Origin of the sequence: Pseudomonas sp. NPDC079086 (assembly GCF_044542155.1) — a bacterium.
Classification (GTDB): domain Bacteria; phylum Pseudomonadota; class Gammaproteobacteria; order Pseudomonadales; family Pseudomonadaceae; genus Aquipseudomonas.
On sequence record NZ_JBITTY010000001.1, the window covers coordinates 461,337 to 477,263 of the forward strand.

At 56.7% G+C, this 15,927-nt stretch carries 14 protein-coding genes; 4 read left to right on the plus strand and 10 right to left on the minus strand.

What is annotated here, in order from left to right:
* Positions 1–67 precede the first annotated feature (67 nt).
* Together ACIGEK_RS02310 and ACIGEK_RS02315 are read left to right on the plus strand one after the other, a co-directional pair.
* Positions 68–832, plus strand: coding sequence for an SDR family oxidoreductase (locus ACIGEK_RS02310; RefSeq protein ID WP_397491765.1), 765 nt, complete (start codon positions 68–70; stop codon positions 830–832).
* 11 nt (positions 833–843) lie between these two features.
* Positions 844–1,686, plus strand: a complete 843-nt coding sequence (locus tag ACIGEK_RS02315) for a methylated-DNA--[protein]-cysteine S-methyltransferase (protein WP_397491766.1) — start codon at positions 844–846, stop codon at positions 1,684–1,686.
* A gap of 156 nt (positions 1,687–1,842) precedes the next feature.
* Here ACIGEK_RS02315 and ACIGEK_RS02320 read toward each other — a convergent pair whose 3' ends face one another.
* On the minus strand, positions 1,843–2,778 hold the full coding sequence (locus ACIGEK_RS02320) for a hypothetical protein (protein WP_397491767.1): 936 nt from the start codon (positions 2,776–2,778) through the stop codon (positions 1,843–1,845).
* Between the two features lie 448 nt (positions 2,779–3,226).
* Between ACIGEK_RS02320 and ACIGEK_RS02325 the strand changes: the two genes are divergently transcribed.
* Together ACIGEK_RS02325 and ACIGEK_RS02330 are read left to right on the plus strand one after the other, a co-directional pair.
* The gene (locus ACIGEK_RS02325; RefSeq protein WP_397491768.1) at positions 3,227–5,428 is read left to right on the plus strand and encodes an OsmC domain/YcaO domain-containing protein; all 2,202 of its coding nucleotides are present in this window, start codon (positions 3,227–3,229) and stop codon (positions 5,426–5,428) included.
* 25 nt (positions 5,429–5,453) lie between these two features.
* The gene (locus ACIGEK_RS02330) at positions 5,454–5,705 is read left to right on the plus strand and encodes a TIGR03643 family protein (RefSeq protein ID WP_397491769.1); all 252 of its coding nucleotides are present in this window, start codon (positions 5,454–5,456) and stop codon (positions 5,703–5,705) included.
* A gap of 16 nt (positions 5,706–5,721) precedes the next feature.
* Here ACIGEK_RS02330 and ACIGEK_RS02335 read toward each other — a convergent pair whose 3' ends face one another.
* The 9 genes from ACIGEK_RS02335 to ACIGEK_RS02375 form a co-directional block, all read right to left on the minus strand.
* Positions 5,722–6,660 carry a sensor domain-containing diguanylate cyclase gene (locus ACIGEK_RS02335; protein ID WP_397491770.1) on the minus strand — a complete coding sequence of 313 codons (939 nt, stop codon included), beginning with the start codon at positions 6,658–6,660 and terminating at the stop codon, positions 5,722–5,724.
* Between the two features lie 172 nt (positions 6,661–6,832).
* A complete protein-coding gene (locus tag ACIGEK_RS02340) occupies positions 6,833–7,726 on the minus strand; it encodes an ABC transporter permease subunit (RefSeq protein WP_397491771.1) in 894 nt (297 codons plus the stop codon).
* Positions 7,723–8,604: an ABC transporter permease subunit gene (locus ACIGEK_RS02345; RefSeq protein WP_397493066.1), complete on the minus strand. Its 882-nt coding sequence runs from the start codon at positions 8,602–8,604 to the stop codon at positions 7,723–7,725. Before ACIGEK_RS02345 ends, ACIGEK_RS02340 begins: the two co-directional genes overlap by 4 nt.
* A gap of 26 nt (positions 8,605–8,630) precedes the next feature.
* Entirely contained in the window at positions 8,631–9,773 is a 1,143-nt protein-coding gene (gene potA / locus ACIGEK_RS02350) for a polyamine ABC transporter ATP-binding protein (RefSeq protein WP_397491772.1), read from the minus strand.
* Positions 9,774–9,886: 113 nt separating this feature from the next.
* Positions 9,887–10,978, minus strand: coding sequence for a polyamine ABC transporter substrate-binding protein (locus tag ACIGEK_RS02355; protein WP_397491773.1), 1,092 nt, complete (start codon positions 10,976–10,978; stop codon positions 9,887–9,889).
* Positions 10,979–11,046: 68 nt separating this feature from the next.
* Positions 11,047–12,144, minus strand: coding sequence for an extracellular solute-binding protein (locus tag ACIGEK_RS02360; RefSeq protein ID WP_397491774.1), 1,098 nt, complete (start codon positions 12,142–12,144; stop codon positions 11,047–11,049).
* Positions 12,145–12,302: 158 nt separating this feature from the next.
* The gene (locus ACIGEK_RS02365) at positions 12,303–13,676 is read right to left on the minus strand and encodes an aspartate aminotransferase family protein (protein ID WP_397491775.1); all 1,374 of its coding nucleotides are present in this window, start codon (positions 13,674–13,676) and stop codon (positions 12,303–12,305) included.
* Between the two features lie 92 nt (positions 13,677–13,768).
* Positions 13,769–15,127 (minus strand): glutamine synthetase family protein, encoded by a 1,359-nt coding sequence (locus ACIGEK_RS02370; protein ID WP_397491776.1) that lies wholly within the window; start codon positions 15,125–15,127, stop codon positions 13,769–13,771.
* Positions 15,128–15,170: 43 nt separating this feature from the next.
* Positions 15,171–15,923: a gamma-glutamyl-gamma-aminobutyrate hydrolase family protein gene (locus ACIGEK_RS02375; protein WP_397491777.1), complete on the minus strand. Its 753-nt coding sequence runs from the start codon at positions 15,921–15,923 to the stop codon at positions 15,171–15,173.
* Positions 15,924–15,927: the final 4 nt, after the last annotated feature.

The following is a 15,927-nucleotide window of genomic DNA, read 5'->3' on the forward strand; positions in this document are numbered from 1 at the left end:
CCTCCTAATATAGGCTCTGTTCGAGCATGTGCCTTTATACAGTGAGCAGAACTAGGAGGAATGATTGATGACTGTACTTGCTAACAAAGTTGCTATCGTTACTGGCGCCAGCACCGGTATTGGCTACGCAGCCGCGAAGCTTTTTGCGAGAGAAGGTGCTGCCGTCGTTGTGGCTGCAAGGCGACAACAGGAGCTTGATGACCTTGTGGACTTAATCAATACGGAAGGCGGGCAGGCAGTGGCACTAGCCGGTGATGTTGGCGAAGAAGCGTTTGCCAAAGCTTTGGTAGATAAAGCGGTATGTCACTTTGGCGGATTGGATATCGCTTTCAACAATGCGGCTATCCTAGGTGCGATGGGTCCTGTCCCGGAGATGTCGCAAACGGACTGGAATCAGGTTATTGCGACTAACTTAACCAGCGCATTCTTAGGCGCAAAGTACCAACTGCCCGCTATGGCTGCCCGAAAAGGAGGTTCGTTAATTTTCACCTCTACCTTCGTTGGTTACACCGCAGGTATGCCAGGCATGGCTGCCTACGCAGCCAGTAAGGCGGGTCTTATTGGGTTGACTCAAGTGCTGGCGTCAGAGCATGGGCCTCAGAATATCAGGGTCAATGCCCTTCTGCCCGGTGGTACTGATACCCCAGCGGGACGTGAATTTGCCAATACGCCAGAAGCATTGGCGTTTGTGCATAATCTGCATGCTCTCAAGCGTATGGCAACACCAGATGAAATTGCCCAGTCTGCATTGTACCTTGCCTCCGATGCGTCCAGCTTCACCACGGGGTCTGCGATGCTGGTAGATGGCGGTGTATCCATAAATCGTGTCTGAGAGGCTGCGCCATGTCAGACTATGACCGAATCGCAAGCGCTATGGCTTATTTGGTTGAACGGGCAATTGAGCAGCCCAGCCTTGAAGATATAGCCGCCCATGTGCACCTGAGCCCGTATCACTTTCAAAGGCTGTTTTGTCGCTGGGCAGGTACTACGCCGAAGCGCTTTTTACAGGTTCTGACATTGGAGCGGGGCAAAGGATTACTGGATAATTCTCACTCCTTGCTTGATGTCTCACATGAACTTGGGCTAAGCGGTAGTTCAAGGTTGCATGATCACTTTGTGCAACTGGAAGCAGTTACACCCGGCGAGTATAAAAGTCGTGGTAAGCAGGTTCATATCGAGTACGGTGTACACGCTACCCCGTTCGGACCTATGTTTGTTGCGATAACCCAGCGGGGTGTTTGCCGAGCAGAGTTCATGGACTTCAACAGCCTGGAAGAGTTGCTAAATAGCTTGCATAACGCTTGGCCGCTCAGTTCGATCAGGGAGAACCTCTCTTCTACGCGCCTAGCTATTGATGTATTTTTTAGCAATGATGCTGCGGCTAGGCATGGTCCGCTATCGCTCCATGTGGCAGGAACCAATTTTCAAATCGCTGTGTGGCGAGCTCTGTTGAAAATACCAACGGGCTCTGTGGCCAGCTATGCCGAAGTAGCCAAATCACTCGGCGCCCCTAGGTCTGCAAGGGCAGTTGGTAACGCCATTGGAGCAAATCCAGTTGCTTTATTGATCCCCTGCCACCGGGTTATACAGCAGAGTGGTGCACTAGGGGGGTACCGCTGGGGACCAACCAAGAAGCTTATGGTGCAAACCTGGGAAAAAATGCGTGATGAGCCGGTTGCCCTATAACAATGCCATGCAACCGACGTTCGTACCTCGCGCGGCTGATGGCGGGCGTTAGTTATGTGGAAATCCGTCCCTGGGAAATTGCTAGAAAGCCATAACGGGTCACTTCAAGGGAAATGACCTCTATGGGTAAAATCTTGATTGTGTAACCACATTGCGTTATTTCTTACGAAGCAGATACAAGCCATTGTTCCCATCAATATTATTCGGATCGCTAATGGCCAGAATGGCGACGTCCACTGCCTCACCTGAAGGCGGATAATACATATAGCTGTAAGACCAAAATTTACCGACTGCAAATATCGCTTGCTGGGTATTTAGTTTGAAGCGTAACACTTCATTTTTGTGCGTCAGTGAAAAATAGCCAATTCCTAATTTCTCTGTAGGCACTGCGGGCAGGTACTCAGTCAAACTAGACTGTGTACCTGTGCTAACGAATTTATCCAGACGGATAATGTTTTTACTATTCTTCCAGTCATAATCAAAGTCATATTGCGTTTCTCTATGAGCCGGCAAAGGAATTGCGCCAAATTCTTTATCCTCATGGGATGATGAGAACTTCTTCAGCATCTCCATCGTCGCCTGATCAAAATCAGCTTTTGTGTATTTATCTAGGTAATACCAAATACCTTCTGCATACACATAGAATTTTGGCACCCCACCGCTCTCGTCAGAAAATATATCTGCTTTTTTATATAGATTATCTAAATGTTCCGCCACCTCACGACTACTCATTGGCTTACCCGTATATAAGGCTTTTAAATCTACGGGCTGCGGCCTCTTCGGATCGAACTTCTCTTGATGTACTTCCCACTGAATAACATTTGATCTTGCGTATTGCTCAACACGGCCATCAAGCTTTATTTTATAGCCCTGCCCAGAACCTACAGCAATGAACTGTTTATTTTTTGCGTCCCACCTAATTCCATAACCGCCATCGCCAATATTTATTTTTATTAGGCGGTAATTTTCCGAGGCGACTGTCTCGGAAAGGTCTTTATATAAAGCAAGGTCTACACCTGCTAACGACCCCACACTGAAAGAAACGCCGAACAGTACGCTAAGAATTTTGCGTATAGAAAAATTTAAATCCATCACCGTAATTTCCCTCCAACACCCAAATTTTCAACACCATACAAGGACGGCATTTAATGATTATTTTTATTCAACATACCGCGCAACTCATACCGGACACTGATTAGCGTCATTCCGGCCTGGTGCTGCATGGCGCATATCATTGGATTATGTATAGCGTATAGCTACTGCGGTCGCTTCGTTCTTCAAGCACTGCCAGTCGAATATGGGTTGTAGGAAAATACATACTGAACACGTACCGCCGACGCGGGCAGAAAACCTATCCCGATAGGCGTAGTTATCAGCAGCACCTATTGATTATTGGCATATCTATAGGCCGCCCTACTCCCATAAACGCTGTGATCGGGTGCTGCTCACTCGTCAGGCCCAACCCGCACCGCGCAAGACTTCCCGCTGAAAACCCGGATAATGGCGGCCATTCGTTTAGCTCGTATTCTGGTAATCCCGCATGGAAATCAAGGTCAAGTTTCTCGACAACCTCCGACTTGAAGCCAAGTTCGATGACTTCACAGTGGTGGCTGACCAGCCCATCCGCTACAAGGGCGATGGCTCCGCGCCGGGGCCATTTGATTACTTTCTAGCCTCATCGGCGCTGTGCGCGGCTTACTTCGTGAAGCTGTACTGCGATACCCGCAATATCCCCACCGACAATATCCGCCTGTCGCAGAACAACATTGTTGACCCGGAAAACCGCTACCAGCAGATATTCAAGATTCAGGTCGAGTTGCCGGCGGATATCTCCGAGAAGGATCGCGTGGGCATTTTGCGCTCCATCGACCGTTGCACGGTGAAGAAGGTGGTGCAGGCCGGGCCGGAGTTCGTGATCGAGCAGGTGGAAAACCTCGATGCCGATGCCCAGGCGCTGCTGATACCCGCGCTGACGGCTGGCGAAGGCACGCGCATCCTCGGAAAGGATCTGCCGCTGGAAGAAACCATCGCCAATATGTCGGGGATTATGGCCAAGCTCGGCATGAAGATTGAGATCGCCTCGTGGCGCAATATCGTGCCCAACGTGTGGTCGCTGCATATCCGCGATGCGTATTCGCCGATGTGCTTTACCAACGGCAAGGGCGCGACCAAGGAAGGCGCGCTGGCGTCGGCGCTGGGCGAGTTTATCGAGCGGCTGAACTGCAACTTCTTCTACAACGATCAGTTCTGGGGCGAGGAGATCGCGAACGCGGCGTTCGTGCATTACCCGGACGAGCGCTGGTTCAAACCGGGCGCCAAAGATGCACTGCCGGCAGAAATTCTCGACGAATACTGCCTGGCGATTTACAACCCGGACGACGAACTGCGCGGCTCGCACCTGTATGACACCAACTCGGGCAACACGCTGCGTGGTATCTGCTCACTGCCATTCGTGCGCCAGTCCGATGGCGAGATGGTGTACTTCCCCTCCAACCTGATCGAGAACCTGTTCCTAAGTAACGGCATGAGCGCGGGTAACACCCTGGCCGAGGCGCAGGTGCAGTGCCTGTCGGAAATTTTCGAGCGCGCGGTCAAGCGCGAAATCCTCGAAGGTGAGCTGTGCCTGCCGGACGTGCCGCAGGACGTGCTGGCCAAGTACCCGGCCATCCTTGCTGGCATTCAGGGCTTGGAGGCACAGGGCTTTCCAGTGCTGGTGAAGGACGCCTCCCTGGGTGGCGAATACCCGGTGATGTGCGTGACCCTGATGAATCCGCGTACCGGCGGCGTGTTCGCTTCGTTCGGCGCGCACCCAAGCTTTGAGGTGGCGCTGGAGCGCAGCCTGACCGAGCTGCTGCAAGGCCGCAGCTTCGAGGGCCTTAATGATCTGCCGGCGCCGACCTTTGAAAGCCAGGCGCTGATGGAGCCGAACAACTTCGTCGAGCACTTTATCGACTCCAGCGGTGTGGTGTCGTGGCGCTTCTTTAGCGCCAAGGCCGACTATGAATTCGTCGAGTGGGACTTCTCCAGCCAGGGCGATCACGCTAATACCGAGGAGGCCGCGGCTCTGTTCGGCATTCTCGAGGCCATGGGTAAAGAGGCCTATATGGCGGTGTACGAGCACCTGGGTGCCACGGCCTGCCGAATCCTGGTGCCGGGCTATTCGGAGATCTATCCGGTCGAGGATCTGATCTGGGATAACACCAACAAGGCGCTGCTGTTCCGCGCGGATATCCTCAACCTGCACAGCCTGAATGATCGCGGCCTGAAATCCCTGCTGCGCAATCTGGAAAACAGCGATGTCGACGATTACACCGATATCACCACGCTGATCGGCGTCGAGTTCGACGACAACACGGTGTGGGGCCAGCTGACCATTCTGGAATTGAAGCTGCTGATCAACCTCACGCTGAAGAAGTACGACGACGCCAAGGAGCTTACCGAGGCCTTCCTGCAGTACAACGACAACACCGCCGAGCGCGGCCTGTTCTATCAGGCACTCAATGCCGCGCTGGAAGTACAGATGGACGACGACCTGGCGATGAGCGACTTCGAGCCTAACTTCCGTCGTATGTTCGGCAATGAGCGCATGGACGCGGTGCTGGGTTCGCTGGAGGGCAGTGTGCGCTTCTATGGCCTGACGCCGACCAATATGCAGCTGGAAGGGCTGGATCGGCATCTGCGCCTGGTGGAAAGCTACAAGAAGCTACATGCGGCGCGGGCCAGGGTGGCGAACATCGGTTAAGGCTTCGGCCAAGGCGAGGTACACGATGGAACTGACAGAGCACGAGTGGTCACGAATCATCGAAATGGCTTGGGAAGACCGCACGCCCTTTGAGGCGATAGACACCCAATTCGGCCTGAGCGAAACCCAGGTGATCGCATTGATGCGCCGCAGCCTAAAAGCCGGCAGTTTCAAACTCTGGCGCGCCCGAGTGAGCGGACGGCAGACCAAACACCTGCAGCTGCGCGACCCGAACGTAGGCCGCGCATATTGCCCGAGCCAATACAAACAGCGTTAAAGCGCAGCTACCCGCATTAAGGCGTCGTGGCCAACACTGCCTGGTTGCGGCCACTGTGCTTGGCTTTGTAGAGCAGGCGATCGACCTGTTCAAGAAATGCCTGGGGCTGATCGAACGGGCCTGGAATCAGGGTGCCAACGCCGAGGCTTAGGGTCAGCAGCGGGGCGGCCTGGGAATGGGCATGCTGGATTTGCTGCTCGTGGATCAGCTGGCGGCAGCGCTCCGCGACCTGGGCGGCGGCTTGGGCATCGGTTTCCGGCAACAGCAGAACAAATTCTTCGCCGCCATAGCGAGCCATCAAATCACGTGGGCGCACGACCGCGCCACTCAGGGCCAGGGCAACGTTTTTCAGGCAGTCGTCGCCCTGGATATGGCCGTAGTGGTCGTTGTATTCCTTGAAATAGTCGATATCCAGCAGGATCAGTGACAGCGGCTGACTGGTGCGCTGGGCGTTGCTCCATTCCACCTGCAGGCGGTTGTCGAACATGCGCCGGTTGGCCACGCCGGTGAGGCCGTCGAGGTAGGAGAGCTCTTCGAGCTGTTGCTGCAATTGCAGCAGTTGCTGCTCGGTCTGCTTGCGCTCGCTGATGTCGAACATAAAGCCAATCAGCGACTCGACCTCGCCGGCTTCGTTGCGCAGCACGTGCACCACATCGCGTATCCACACGTAGCCGCCATCGCGGGTCAGGGCACGGTAATCGGCCTCATGATCGGTGCCTGCCTGGGATTGCGACACGCAGAAAGCCACCACACTGTCGCGGTCTTCGGGGTGCATGCGCTCGGCCCAGTCGTTGGCACTGACCCAGCTCGCCCGTGGCCAGCCGAGCAGGGTTTCAATCTGCGGGCCGATGTAGGCGAAGGTCATGGTGGCCCAGTCGATCGTCCAAGGAATGGCTTTGGTCGATTCCAGCAGGGTCTTGTAAACCGCGCTGTCGTTAATTATCGAGTCAGGCATGGGCAGCAATCCGGGCGGGGTATGGCTGAGGTTGTAACCAAGACCAGCAACTGGCGCAACACTGGTGCGACTGAATGGCCAGTACTGTTGGCAAGCGATTAGAGCAAACGGGCTGCGCAGAATGCACAAGGGCCACGAATGTGGCCCTTGTGGGTGTTACGCCGTGGTGCGATCAGGCATGCACCTGGGATGGGTCACGACGGCTGTCCGGGCCGTTCATCAGCGCAGCACCCGTGGTTTCATCCATGGCCTGCTGCAGGGCCTTCTTACGCTTCTCTTCGGCACGGTGGGCAAAGAACCACACCAGGAAGGTGGCAAGCGACACTGCCAGCAGAATCAGACTGGCCACGGCGTTGATTTCCGGCTTCACGCCCAAACGTACGGCGGAGAAGACTTCCATCGGCAGGGTAGTCGAGCCAGGACCGGAGACGAAGCTGGCGAGTACCAGATCGTCTAGCGACAGGGCGAACGACATCATGCCGCCGGCCGCCAGTGATGGCGCAATCATCGGGATGGTGATCAGGAAGAACACTTTCCAAGGCTTGGCGCCCAGGTCCATGGCCGCCTCTTCGATGGACAGGTCCAGCTCACGCAAGCGCGACGACACCACCACTGCCACGTAGGCAGAACAGAAGGTGGTGTGGGCGATCCAGATGGTCAGCACACCGCGCTCGGCAGGCCAGCCAATTAGCTGGGCCATGGCCACGAACAGCAGCAATAGCGACAGACCGGTGATCACCTCGGGCATAACCAGCGGTGCGGTGACCAGACCGCCGAATAGCGTGCGCCCTTTGAAGCGGGTCACGCGGGTCAGCACAAAGGCGGCCATGGTGCCCAGCGCAACGGCGGCAATCGCGGTGTAGCAGGCGATTTCCAGCGAGCGCATTACCGAGTTCATCAGCTGGGTATTGTCGAGCAGGCCGACGTACCACTTCACCGACCAGCCGCCCCACACCGTTACCAGCCGCGAGGCGTTGAACGAGTAGATCACCAGAATCAGCATCGGCAAGTAGATGAACCCCAGACCGGCCCACAACATAAAGTTGGAGAAACTGAAACGCTTCATGGCCGGCCCTCCATCTCTTTAGCTTGGTTACGGTTAAACAGAATGATGGGGACGATCAGGATCGCCAGCATCACCACAGCCAGGGCGGACGCTACCGGCCAGTCGCGGTTGTTGAAGAACTCCTGCCACAGCACCTTGCCGATCATCAGGGTCTCCGGGCCGCCGAGCAGTTCAGGAATCACGAACTCACCGACCACCGGGATAAACACCAGCATGCAACCAGCGATGATGCCGTTTTTGGCCAGCGGCACGGTGATTTTCCAGAAGCTGTTGTAAGTGCTCGACCCCAGGTCAGCGGCTGCCTCCAGCAGGCTCTGGTCATGTTTCACCAGGTTGGCGAACAGCGGCAGGATCATGAATGGCAGGTACGAATAGACAATACCGATGTACACCGCCAGGTTGGTGTTGAGGATCTGCAGCGGCTCGTCGATTAGCCCCAGCCACATCAGGAAGGCATTGAGCAGGCCGTTGTTGCTGAGGATGCCCATCCAGGCATACACACGTATCAGGATCGCCGTCCAGGTCGGCATCATGATCAGCAGCAACAGGACCATCTGCTTGTCCTTGTCGGCACGGGCAATGGCATAGGCCATCGGGAAGCCGATTACCAGACAGAGCAGGGTGCTGACCGTGGCCATTTTCAAGGAGCCAAGGTAAGCCGCCAGGTACAGCGCATCCTCACTGAGGAAGATGTAGTTACCCAGGTTAAGTACCAGCGTGAACTTGTTTTCCACCCAGGTGTACACGTCGGTGTACGGCGGAATAGCCACGTCGGCTTCGGCGAAGCTGATTTTCATCACGATGATGAACGGCAGCAGGAAGAACATAAACAGCCAGAGGAACGGCACCCCGATTACCAGGTGCCGGCCCCTGGGCATACGGCGGCTGATGCTTCGGATAATGTTCATGAGCGTAATGCCACCCCGCTATCGTCCTCCCACCAGACGAATACTTCATCGTCCCAGGTAGGTCGGGCGCCACGCCGTTCAGCGTTGGCAACGAAGGACTGCACCACCTTGCCGCTCGGCAGCAACACGTGGAACACCGAATGGCCGCCGAGGTAGGCGATGTCGTGCACAGTGCCGCGCGACCAGTTGTATTCGCAGGAGGGCTGCTCGGTGGTGACCAGCAGTTTTTCCGGGCGGATGGCGTAGGTGATGCTCTTGTCCTGCACCGAGGTGCTGACGCCGTGGCCAACGTAGATATTGCGCTCCAGGTCCGGGCTGGCGATCAGCGCGTGGCCTTCCATGTCTTCGACCACCTGGCCGTCGAACAGGTTAACGTTGCCGATAAATTCGCAGACCAGGCGGCTGGTTGGCGTCTCATAGATGTCGACCGGGCTGCCGATCTGGGCAATCCAGCCCAGGTGCATGATGGCGATACGCTGGGCCATGGTCATGGCCTCTTCCTGGTCGTGGGTCACCATGACGCAGGTCACACCGACGCGCTCGATGATCTCGACAAGCTCAAGCTGCATCTGCGAACGCAGCTTCTTGTCCAAAGCACCCATGGGCTCGTCGAGCAGCAGCAGCTTCGGCCGTTTGGCCAGCGAGCGCGCCAGAGCAACACGCTGACGCTGACCACCGGAAAGCTGGTGTGGCTTGCGCTTGGCGTACTGGGTCATGTGCACCAGCTTGAGCATTTCTTCGACGCGGGCATCGATCTCAGCTTTAGACATTTTGTCTTGCTTGAGGCCGAAGGCGATGTTGTCCGCCACGCTCATGTGCGGGAACAAGGCGTAGGACTGGAACATCATGTTGATCGGCCGCTCGTACGGCGGCAGGTCAGTGATGTCCTCACCGTCGAGCAGAATGCGCCCTTCGGTAGGCCGCTCAAAGCCTGCAAGCATGCGCAGCAGAGTCGATTTACCCGAGCCGGAGCCACCGAGCAGGGCGAAGATTTCACCCTTGTTGATGGTCAGCGAAACGTCATCAACGGCGATGGTTTCGTCAAATTTCTTGGTGACACGCTCGATCTTGACCAGCACCTCTTTCGGTTGCTGATCGCCCTCGAGAACCTTTTTATAGGCACTGGAAGCAACTGCCATTACCAAAACTCCCGCAAGAATTGGGTCACTGACCCGAATAAAATCTGCCGCGCTTGGCGCAGCGGGCCGTACGGTCAGGCCAGGCCTGCCGTACGCTGTGTTTTAGCTTCCGCTTACTGACCCGACTTGATCTTCGACCAGGCGCGAGTCATGGAACGCTGGATCTTCGGTGGCAGCTCAGCAGAGATGTAGAGTTTGTCCAACACAGCCTGCGATGGATAAATCGAAGGATCGTTACGCACTTCCTGATCCATCAACTCGCCCGCCTTGAGGTTAGGGTTGGCGTAGCCGACGTAGTCGCTGACCGTGGCGATCACTGCTGGGTCGAGCAGGTAGTTGATAAAGGCGTGCGCTTCCTTGACGTTCTTCGCATCGGCTGGAATGGCCATCAGGTCGAACCACAGGTTGGCGCCTTCCTTGGGGATGCTGTAGGTAATTTCGATGCCTTTGCCTGCTTCCTCGGCGCGTGCGGCCGCCTGGAAGACGTCACCGGAATAGCCGAAGGCGATGCAGATGTTGCCATTGGCCAGGTCACCGATGTACTTCGAGGAATGGAAGTAGGTGACGTATGGACGGACTTCCATCAGCTTGGCCTCAGCCTTCTTGTAGTCCTCTGGATTGGTGCTGCGCGGATCAAGCCCCAAGTAGTTGAGCACCGCCGGGAACATCTCATCGGGAGAGTCCATGAAGGCTACGCCGCAGGCGTTGAGCTTCTTCAGGTTCTCCGGTTCGAAGAGCGTGGCCCAGGAGTCGATCTCGTCGATACCGAGCACTTCTTTGATCTTGGCTACGTTGTAGCCAATACCGTTGGTGCCCCACAGGTACGGCACCGAATACAGGTTACCGGGATCGTTGACGTCCAATTGCTTGAGCAGGGTTGGGTCAAGGTTTTCCCAGTTTGGCAGCAGACTGCGGTCGAGCTTCTGGAAGGCGCCCGCCTTGATCTGCTTACCAAGGAAATGGTTGGACGGCACCACGATGTCGTAGCCGGAGCGGCCCGCCAGCAGTTTGCCTTCCAGGGTTTCGTTGCTGTCGAAGACGTCGTACATGGCCTTGATGCCCGTGGCCTTCTCGAAGTCGACCAGGGTGGTTTCGCCGATGTAGTCAGACCAGTTATAGACATTGACCACTGGTTCAGCGGCTTGCACGGCGCTGATGCTGACGGCGGCGGCCAGCAGGCCGGCCAGAAGTGGAGTACGACGCATAGGAGATTCCTTATTGTTGTGGGTGAATGCGGCGGAGCAACCCGCCGCACACCGTTAGGGCTATGGCATTACTTACCCGATTTGATCTTGGTCCAGCTGCGTGTCATCGCGCGCTGCGCGTTAGCTGGCAGATCCGGGAAGGTGTAGATCTTGGCCATGGTGGCCGCGTCCGGGTAGATGCCCGGATCGTTACGCAGCACTTCGTCAACCAGCGGGGTGGCCGCGGCGTTGCCGTTAGGGAACTGCACGAAGTTGGTGATGTTGGCCATGACCTCTGGCTTCATCAGGTAGTTGAGGAACACGTGAGCGGCTTCAACGTTTTTCGCATCGGCTGGGATGGCCATCATGTCGAAGAAGCTACCAGCACCTTCTTTCGGGATGCTGTAGGAAATGTTCACGCCGTTCTTGGCGTCTTCAGCACGGGACTTGGACTGATACAGGTCGCCCGAGTAGCCGATGGCCACACAGATGTTGCCGTTAGCCAGGTCGCCGATGTACTTGGAGCTATGGAAGTAGGACGTCGAGGAACGGATCGAGAGGAACAGTTCTTCGGCCTTCTTCAGCTCACCAGCGTCGGTGCTGTCAGACTTGAAGCCCAGGTAGTTGAGTGCCGCCGGGAGGATTTCAGTCGGCGAATCCAGGAACGACACGCCGCAGTCTTTCAGCTTGGCGATGTTTTCCGGTTTGAACACCAGGTCCCAGGAGTTGACCGGTGCGTCCGTGCCGAGCGCAGCCTTGACCTTGTCGACGTTGTAACCAATACCGATAGTGCCCCACATGTAGGGAATCGAGTACTGGTTACCCGGATCGCTCGGATCGAGGGCCTTGAGCAGGTTCTTATCCAGGTTTTCCCAGTTTGGCAGCTTGGACTTGTCCAGCTTCTGGTAAACACCAGCCTTGATCTGCTTGGCCAGGAATGGGTTGGACGGCACGACGACGTCGTAACCGGAGCTGCCGGCCAGCAATTTGGCTTCCAGGGTTTCATTGCTATCAAAGACGTCGTAGACGACCTTGATGCCGGTTTCCTTCTGGAAGTTGTCGATGGTGTCTTCTGCGATGTAGTCGGACCAGTTGTAAACGTGAAGGACTTTGTCATCCGCGTGTGCGGTACTCACCACAGCCCCAGCAAGGGACAACGCGAGAAGGGTTTTGCCGAAAGTTTTCATGCGTACAGCTCCTGTTGTTGTAGTCATATCCGAAAGATGCGCAGCCATCTGCAACACCTTCCGGTGAGCCTGACCTACGCATTGGCGCAGTCTGGCAAGGTCACACCCCGGTTGACAACATTCAGACGTAAGCATCTGAAACCAAAGATTATTAAACCTTAAACCAGCACCTCTGCAGCGGTCAGGTCGAGGCATTTACGGGCCTTTTCCAGCAACTCGTCGATCTCAGCAAAGCTGATCACCAGCGGTGGCGAAATGATCATGGTGTCGCCTACGGCGCGCATGATCAGACCGTTATTAAAGCAGTGACTGCGGCAGATCATGCCAACGCCCACATCACCAGCGAAACGCTTGCGGCTGGCTTTGTCCTGCACCAGCTCAATGGCGCCCAACATGCCAACGCCGCGCACTTCACCTACCAACGGGTGATCGGCCAGCTCACGTAGACGCTTCTGCAAATACGGTGCCGTTTCTGCCTTAACCCGCTCAACAATCTTTTCTTCGCGCAGAATGCGCAGGTTTTCCAGGGCAACTGCAGCGGCCACCGGGTGCCCGGAATAGGTAAAGCCGTGGTTGAAGTCGCCACCCTGGTTAAGCACCTCGACGATATCGTCGCGCACGATCAGCCCGCCCATGGGGATGTAACCGCTGGTCAGGCCTTTGGCGATGGTCATCATGTGCGGCGTGTTACCGAAATAATCGCTGCCGAACCATTCGCCGGTGCGGCCAAACCCGCAGATCACTTCATCGGCAACAAACAGAATGTCGTACTTGGCGAGGATTTCGCGGATGCGCGGCCAATAGCTGTCTGGCGGGACGATCACACCGCCCGCGCCCTGGATCGGCTCGGCAATAAAGGCAGCGACGTTTTCTTCGCCAACTTCGAGGATCTTCTGCTCCAGCTGGCCAGCGGCCCAGATACCGAACTCCTCGGGGCTCATATCGCCGCCCTCGCCGAACCAGTAAGGCTGCGGGATGTGCACGATGCCTGGAATCGGCAGGTCGCCCTGCTCGTGCATGTACTTCATACCGCCCAGGCTGGCGCCGGCTACGGTGGAGCCGTGGTAGCCGTTAACCCGACTGATGATCACCTTCTTGTTTGGCTGCCCCTTGATTGCCCAGTAATGGCGCACCATCCGTAGCATGGTGTCGTTGCCTTCCGAGCCAGAACCGGTGAAGAACACGTGATTCATGCCCTGCGGAGCCAAGTCGGCAATCGCTTTGGCCAGCTCCAGCGCCGGCGGCGTGGCAGTCTGGAAGAACATGTTGTAGTAGGGCAACTCTTGCATCTGCTTCGCGGCGGCGTCTGCCAGTTCCTTGCGACCATATCCAATCGCCACACACCAGAGCCCGGCCATGGCGTCGAGGATCTTGTTGCCCTCGCTGTCCCACAGGTACACGCCGTCGGCCTTGGTGATGATGCGCGGCCCATTTTCCGCCAGCTGCTTGAAGTCGCTGAACGGCGCGAGATGGTGTTCGCGGCTCATGGCCTGCCATTCGCGGGTTTTCGGGTTGGTCACTTGACTGTTCATAACAACACCTTGCTTACGCAGGCTGCGCATTGCAGCCCGATAAAAATTCTTGGCAGCTGGCGCAGGGATCACCCGCGCCAACCACCGGACTGTTACACCGACAGCAGCAGGAACTCACGTTCCCAGGAACTGATGACGCGCTTGTAGTTCTCGTGCTCCGCGCGCTTCACCGCGACGTAGCCACGCATGAACTTCTCACCGAGGTATTTTTCGGCATCCTTACAGGCTTCCATCCGCTCCAACGCATGCTCAATGGTGATCGGCAGACGCAGATTGCGGCGCTCATAGGCGCGCCCTTTAACTGGCGCACTTGGCTTGATGTCGCCGACCATGCCCATGTAGCCGCACAGCAGGGAAGCGGCGAGGACCAGATACGGGTTGGCATCGGCACCGGCCAAGCGGTTCTCCACACGACGGTTCTGCGGCGTGGCTTCTGGTACGCGCAAACCGACGGTGCGGTTCTCTTCTCCCCACTCGACGTTTACCGGCGCCGAGGTGTCCGGCAGGAAGCGGCGGAACGAATTGACGTTCGGCGCGAACAGCGGCAACAACTCGGGGATGTACTTCTGCAAACCACCGATGTGCTGCATAAACAGCTCACTCATGCTGCCGTCGGGGTTGGAGAACAGATTCTTCCCGGTTTTGATGTCGACCACGCTCTGGTGGATGTGCATCGCACTGCCCGGCTGATCGGTGATCGGCTTGGCCATAAAGGTGGCGGCCACATCATGCTTGAGCGCCGCTTCACGCATGGTGCGCTTGAATACGGTGATCTGGTCGGCCAGGTGCAAGGCATCGCCATGCCGGAAGTTAATTTCCATCTGCGCGGGACCGTCTTCGTGGATCAGCGTGTCGAGGTCCAGGCCCTGGATTTCGCACCAATCGTAGACATCTTCGAACAGCGGATCGAATTCGTTGGCAGCGTCGATGGAGAACGACTGACGGCCCACTTCCGGACGACCGGAACGGCCCATCGGCGCGACCAGCGGGAAATCCGGGTCGCTGTTGCGTTTGGTCAGGTAGAACTCCATTTCCGGCGCGACGATTGGCTTCCAGCCCTTGTCAGCGTAGAGCTTGAGCACATTCTTGAGAATGTTGCGCGGCGACAGCTCAATCGGGTTGCCCTGCTTGTCGAAGGTGTCATGGATCACCATCGCAGTCGGCTCAATGGCCCAAGGCACGAGGAACACGGCGTTCTCGTCAGGGCGGCAGAACATGTCGATGTCCGCCTCGTCGAGCAGGTCGTAATAGATGTCGTCCTCGACGTAATCGCCGGTCACGGTCTGCAGCAGCACACTCTCGGGGAGACGCATGCCCTTCTCGTCGAGGAACTTGTTGGTCGGCGAAATCTTGCCACGGGCAATGCCGGTAAGATCGCTGATCAGGCATTCAACTTCGGTGATTTTGCGTTCTTTCAGCCAGCTCGAAAGCTGGTCTAATTTGGTGCTCATAGAGACCTCAGGGTTGGTTAGAGCCGACTTATATATAGTCGGCTCAGCGTTGCCCCGCCGTCTTCCTGCAAGCCTCACCAAAGGCCTGGAAGATGGCGAGATAATTCGGGTTGGATCGTACCTGCCATTCAGGGTGCCATTGCACCCCCAAGGCAAAGCTTTTGGCACCTTCGACGGAGAAGGCTTCGATCAACCCGTCAGGCGCCAGTGCTTCTACGTGAAGGCCCGGCGCCAGACGCTGAACGCCCTGGCCATGAATGGAATTGACTTGAATCTCGTCCGGCAAGCCGATGCTGGCGAGCAGCCCGCCAGGCTGCACATGCAGCGCGTGACGCAGGCCATATTGCTGTTCTGCGGGCAGATCACCGGGTTCACGGTGATCCATCAGCCCGTCGACCTCGTGTACGCGCTGGTGCAACGCGCCACCGAAGGCCACATTCATCTCCTGAAAGCCACGACAAATACCAAGCACCGGGATACCGGCGGCAATTGCTGCTTTAATCAGAGGAAGAGTCGTACTGTCACGCGCCGGATCATGGGCGGTGCCGGGTTCGCTGGCGTCACCAGCATAGTGGTGCGGTTCAACGTTGGATGGCGAGCCGGTAAACACCAGGCCATCGAGGTGCTGCAACAGGTAAGCCTGATCAAGCTGCTCACCCAGTGCGGGAATGATCACTGGCATACCGCCAACCACCTGAACGATGGCCTGCAAGTATTTATCGCCTGCTGTGTGGTAGATGTTGTGCCCGATCTGCTTGGTGCAGGCACTAACGCCGATAATCGGCTGGCGCGACATGAGA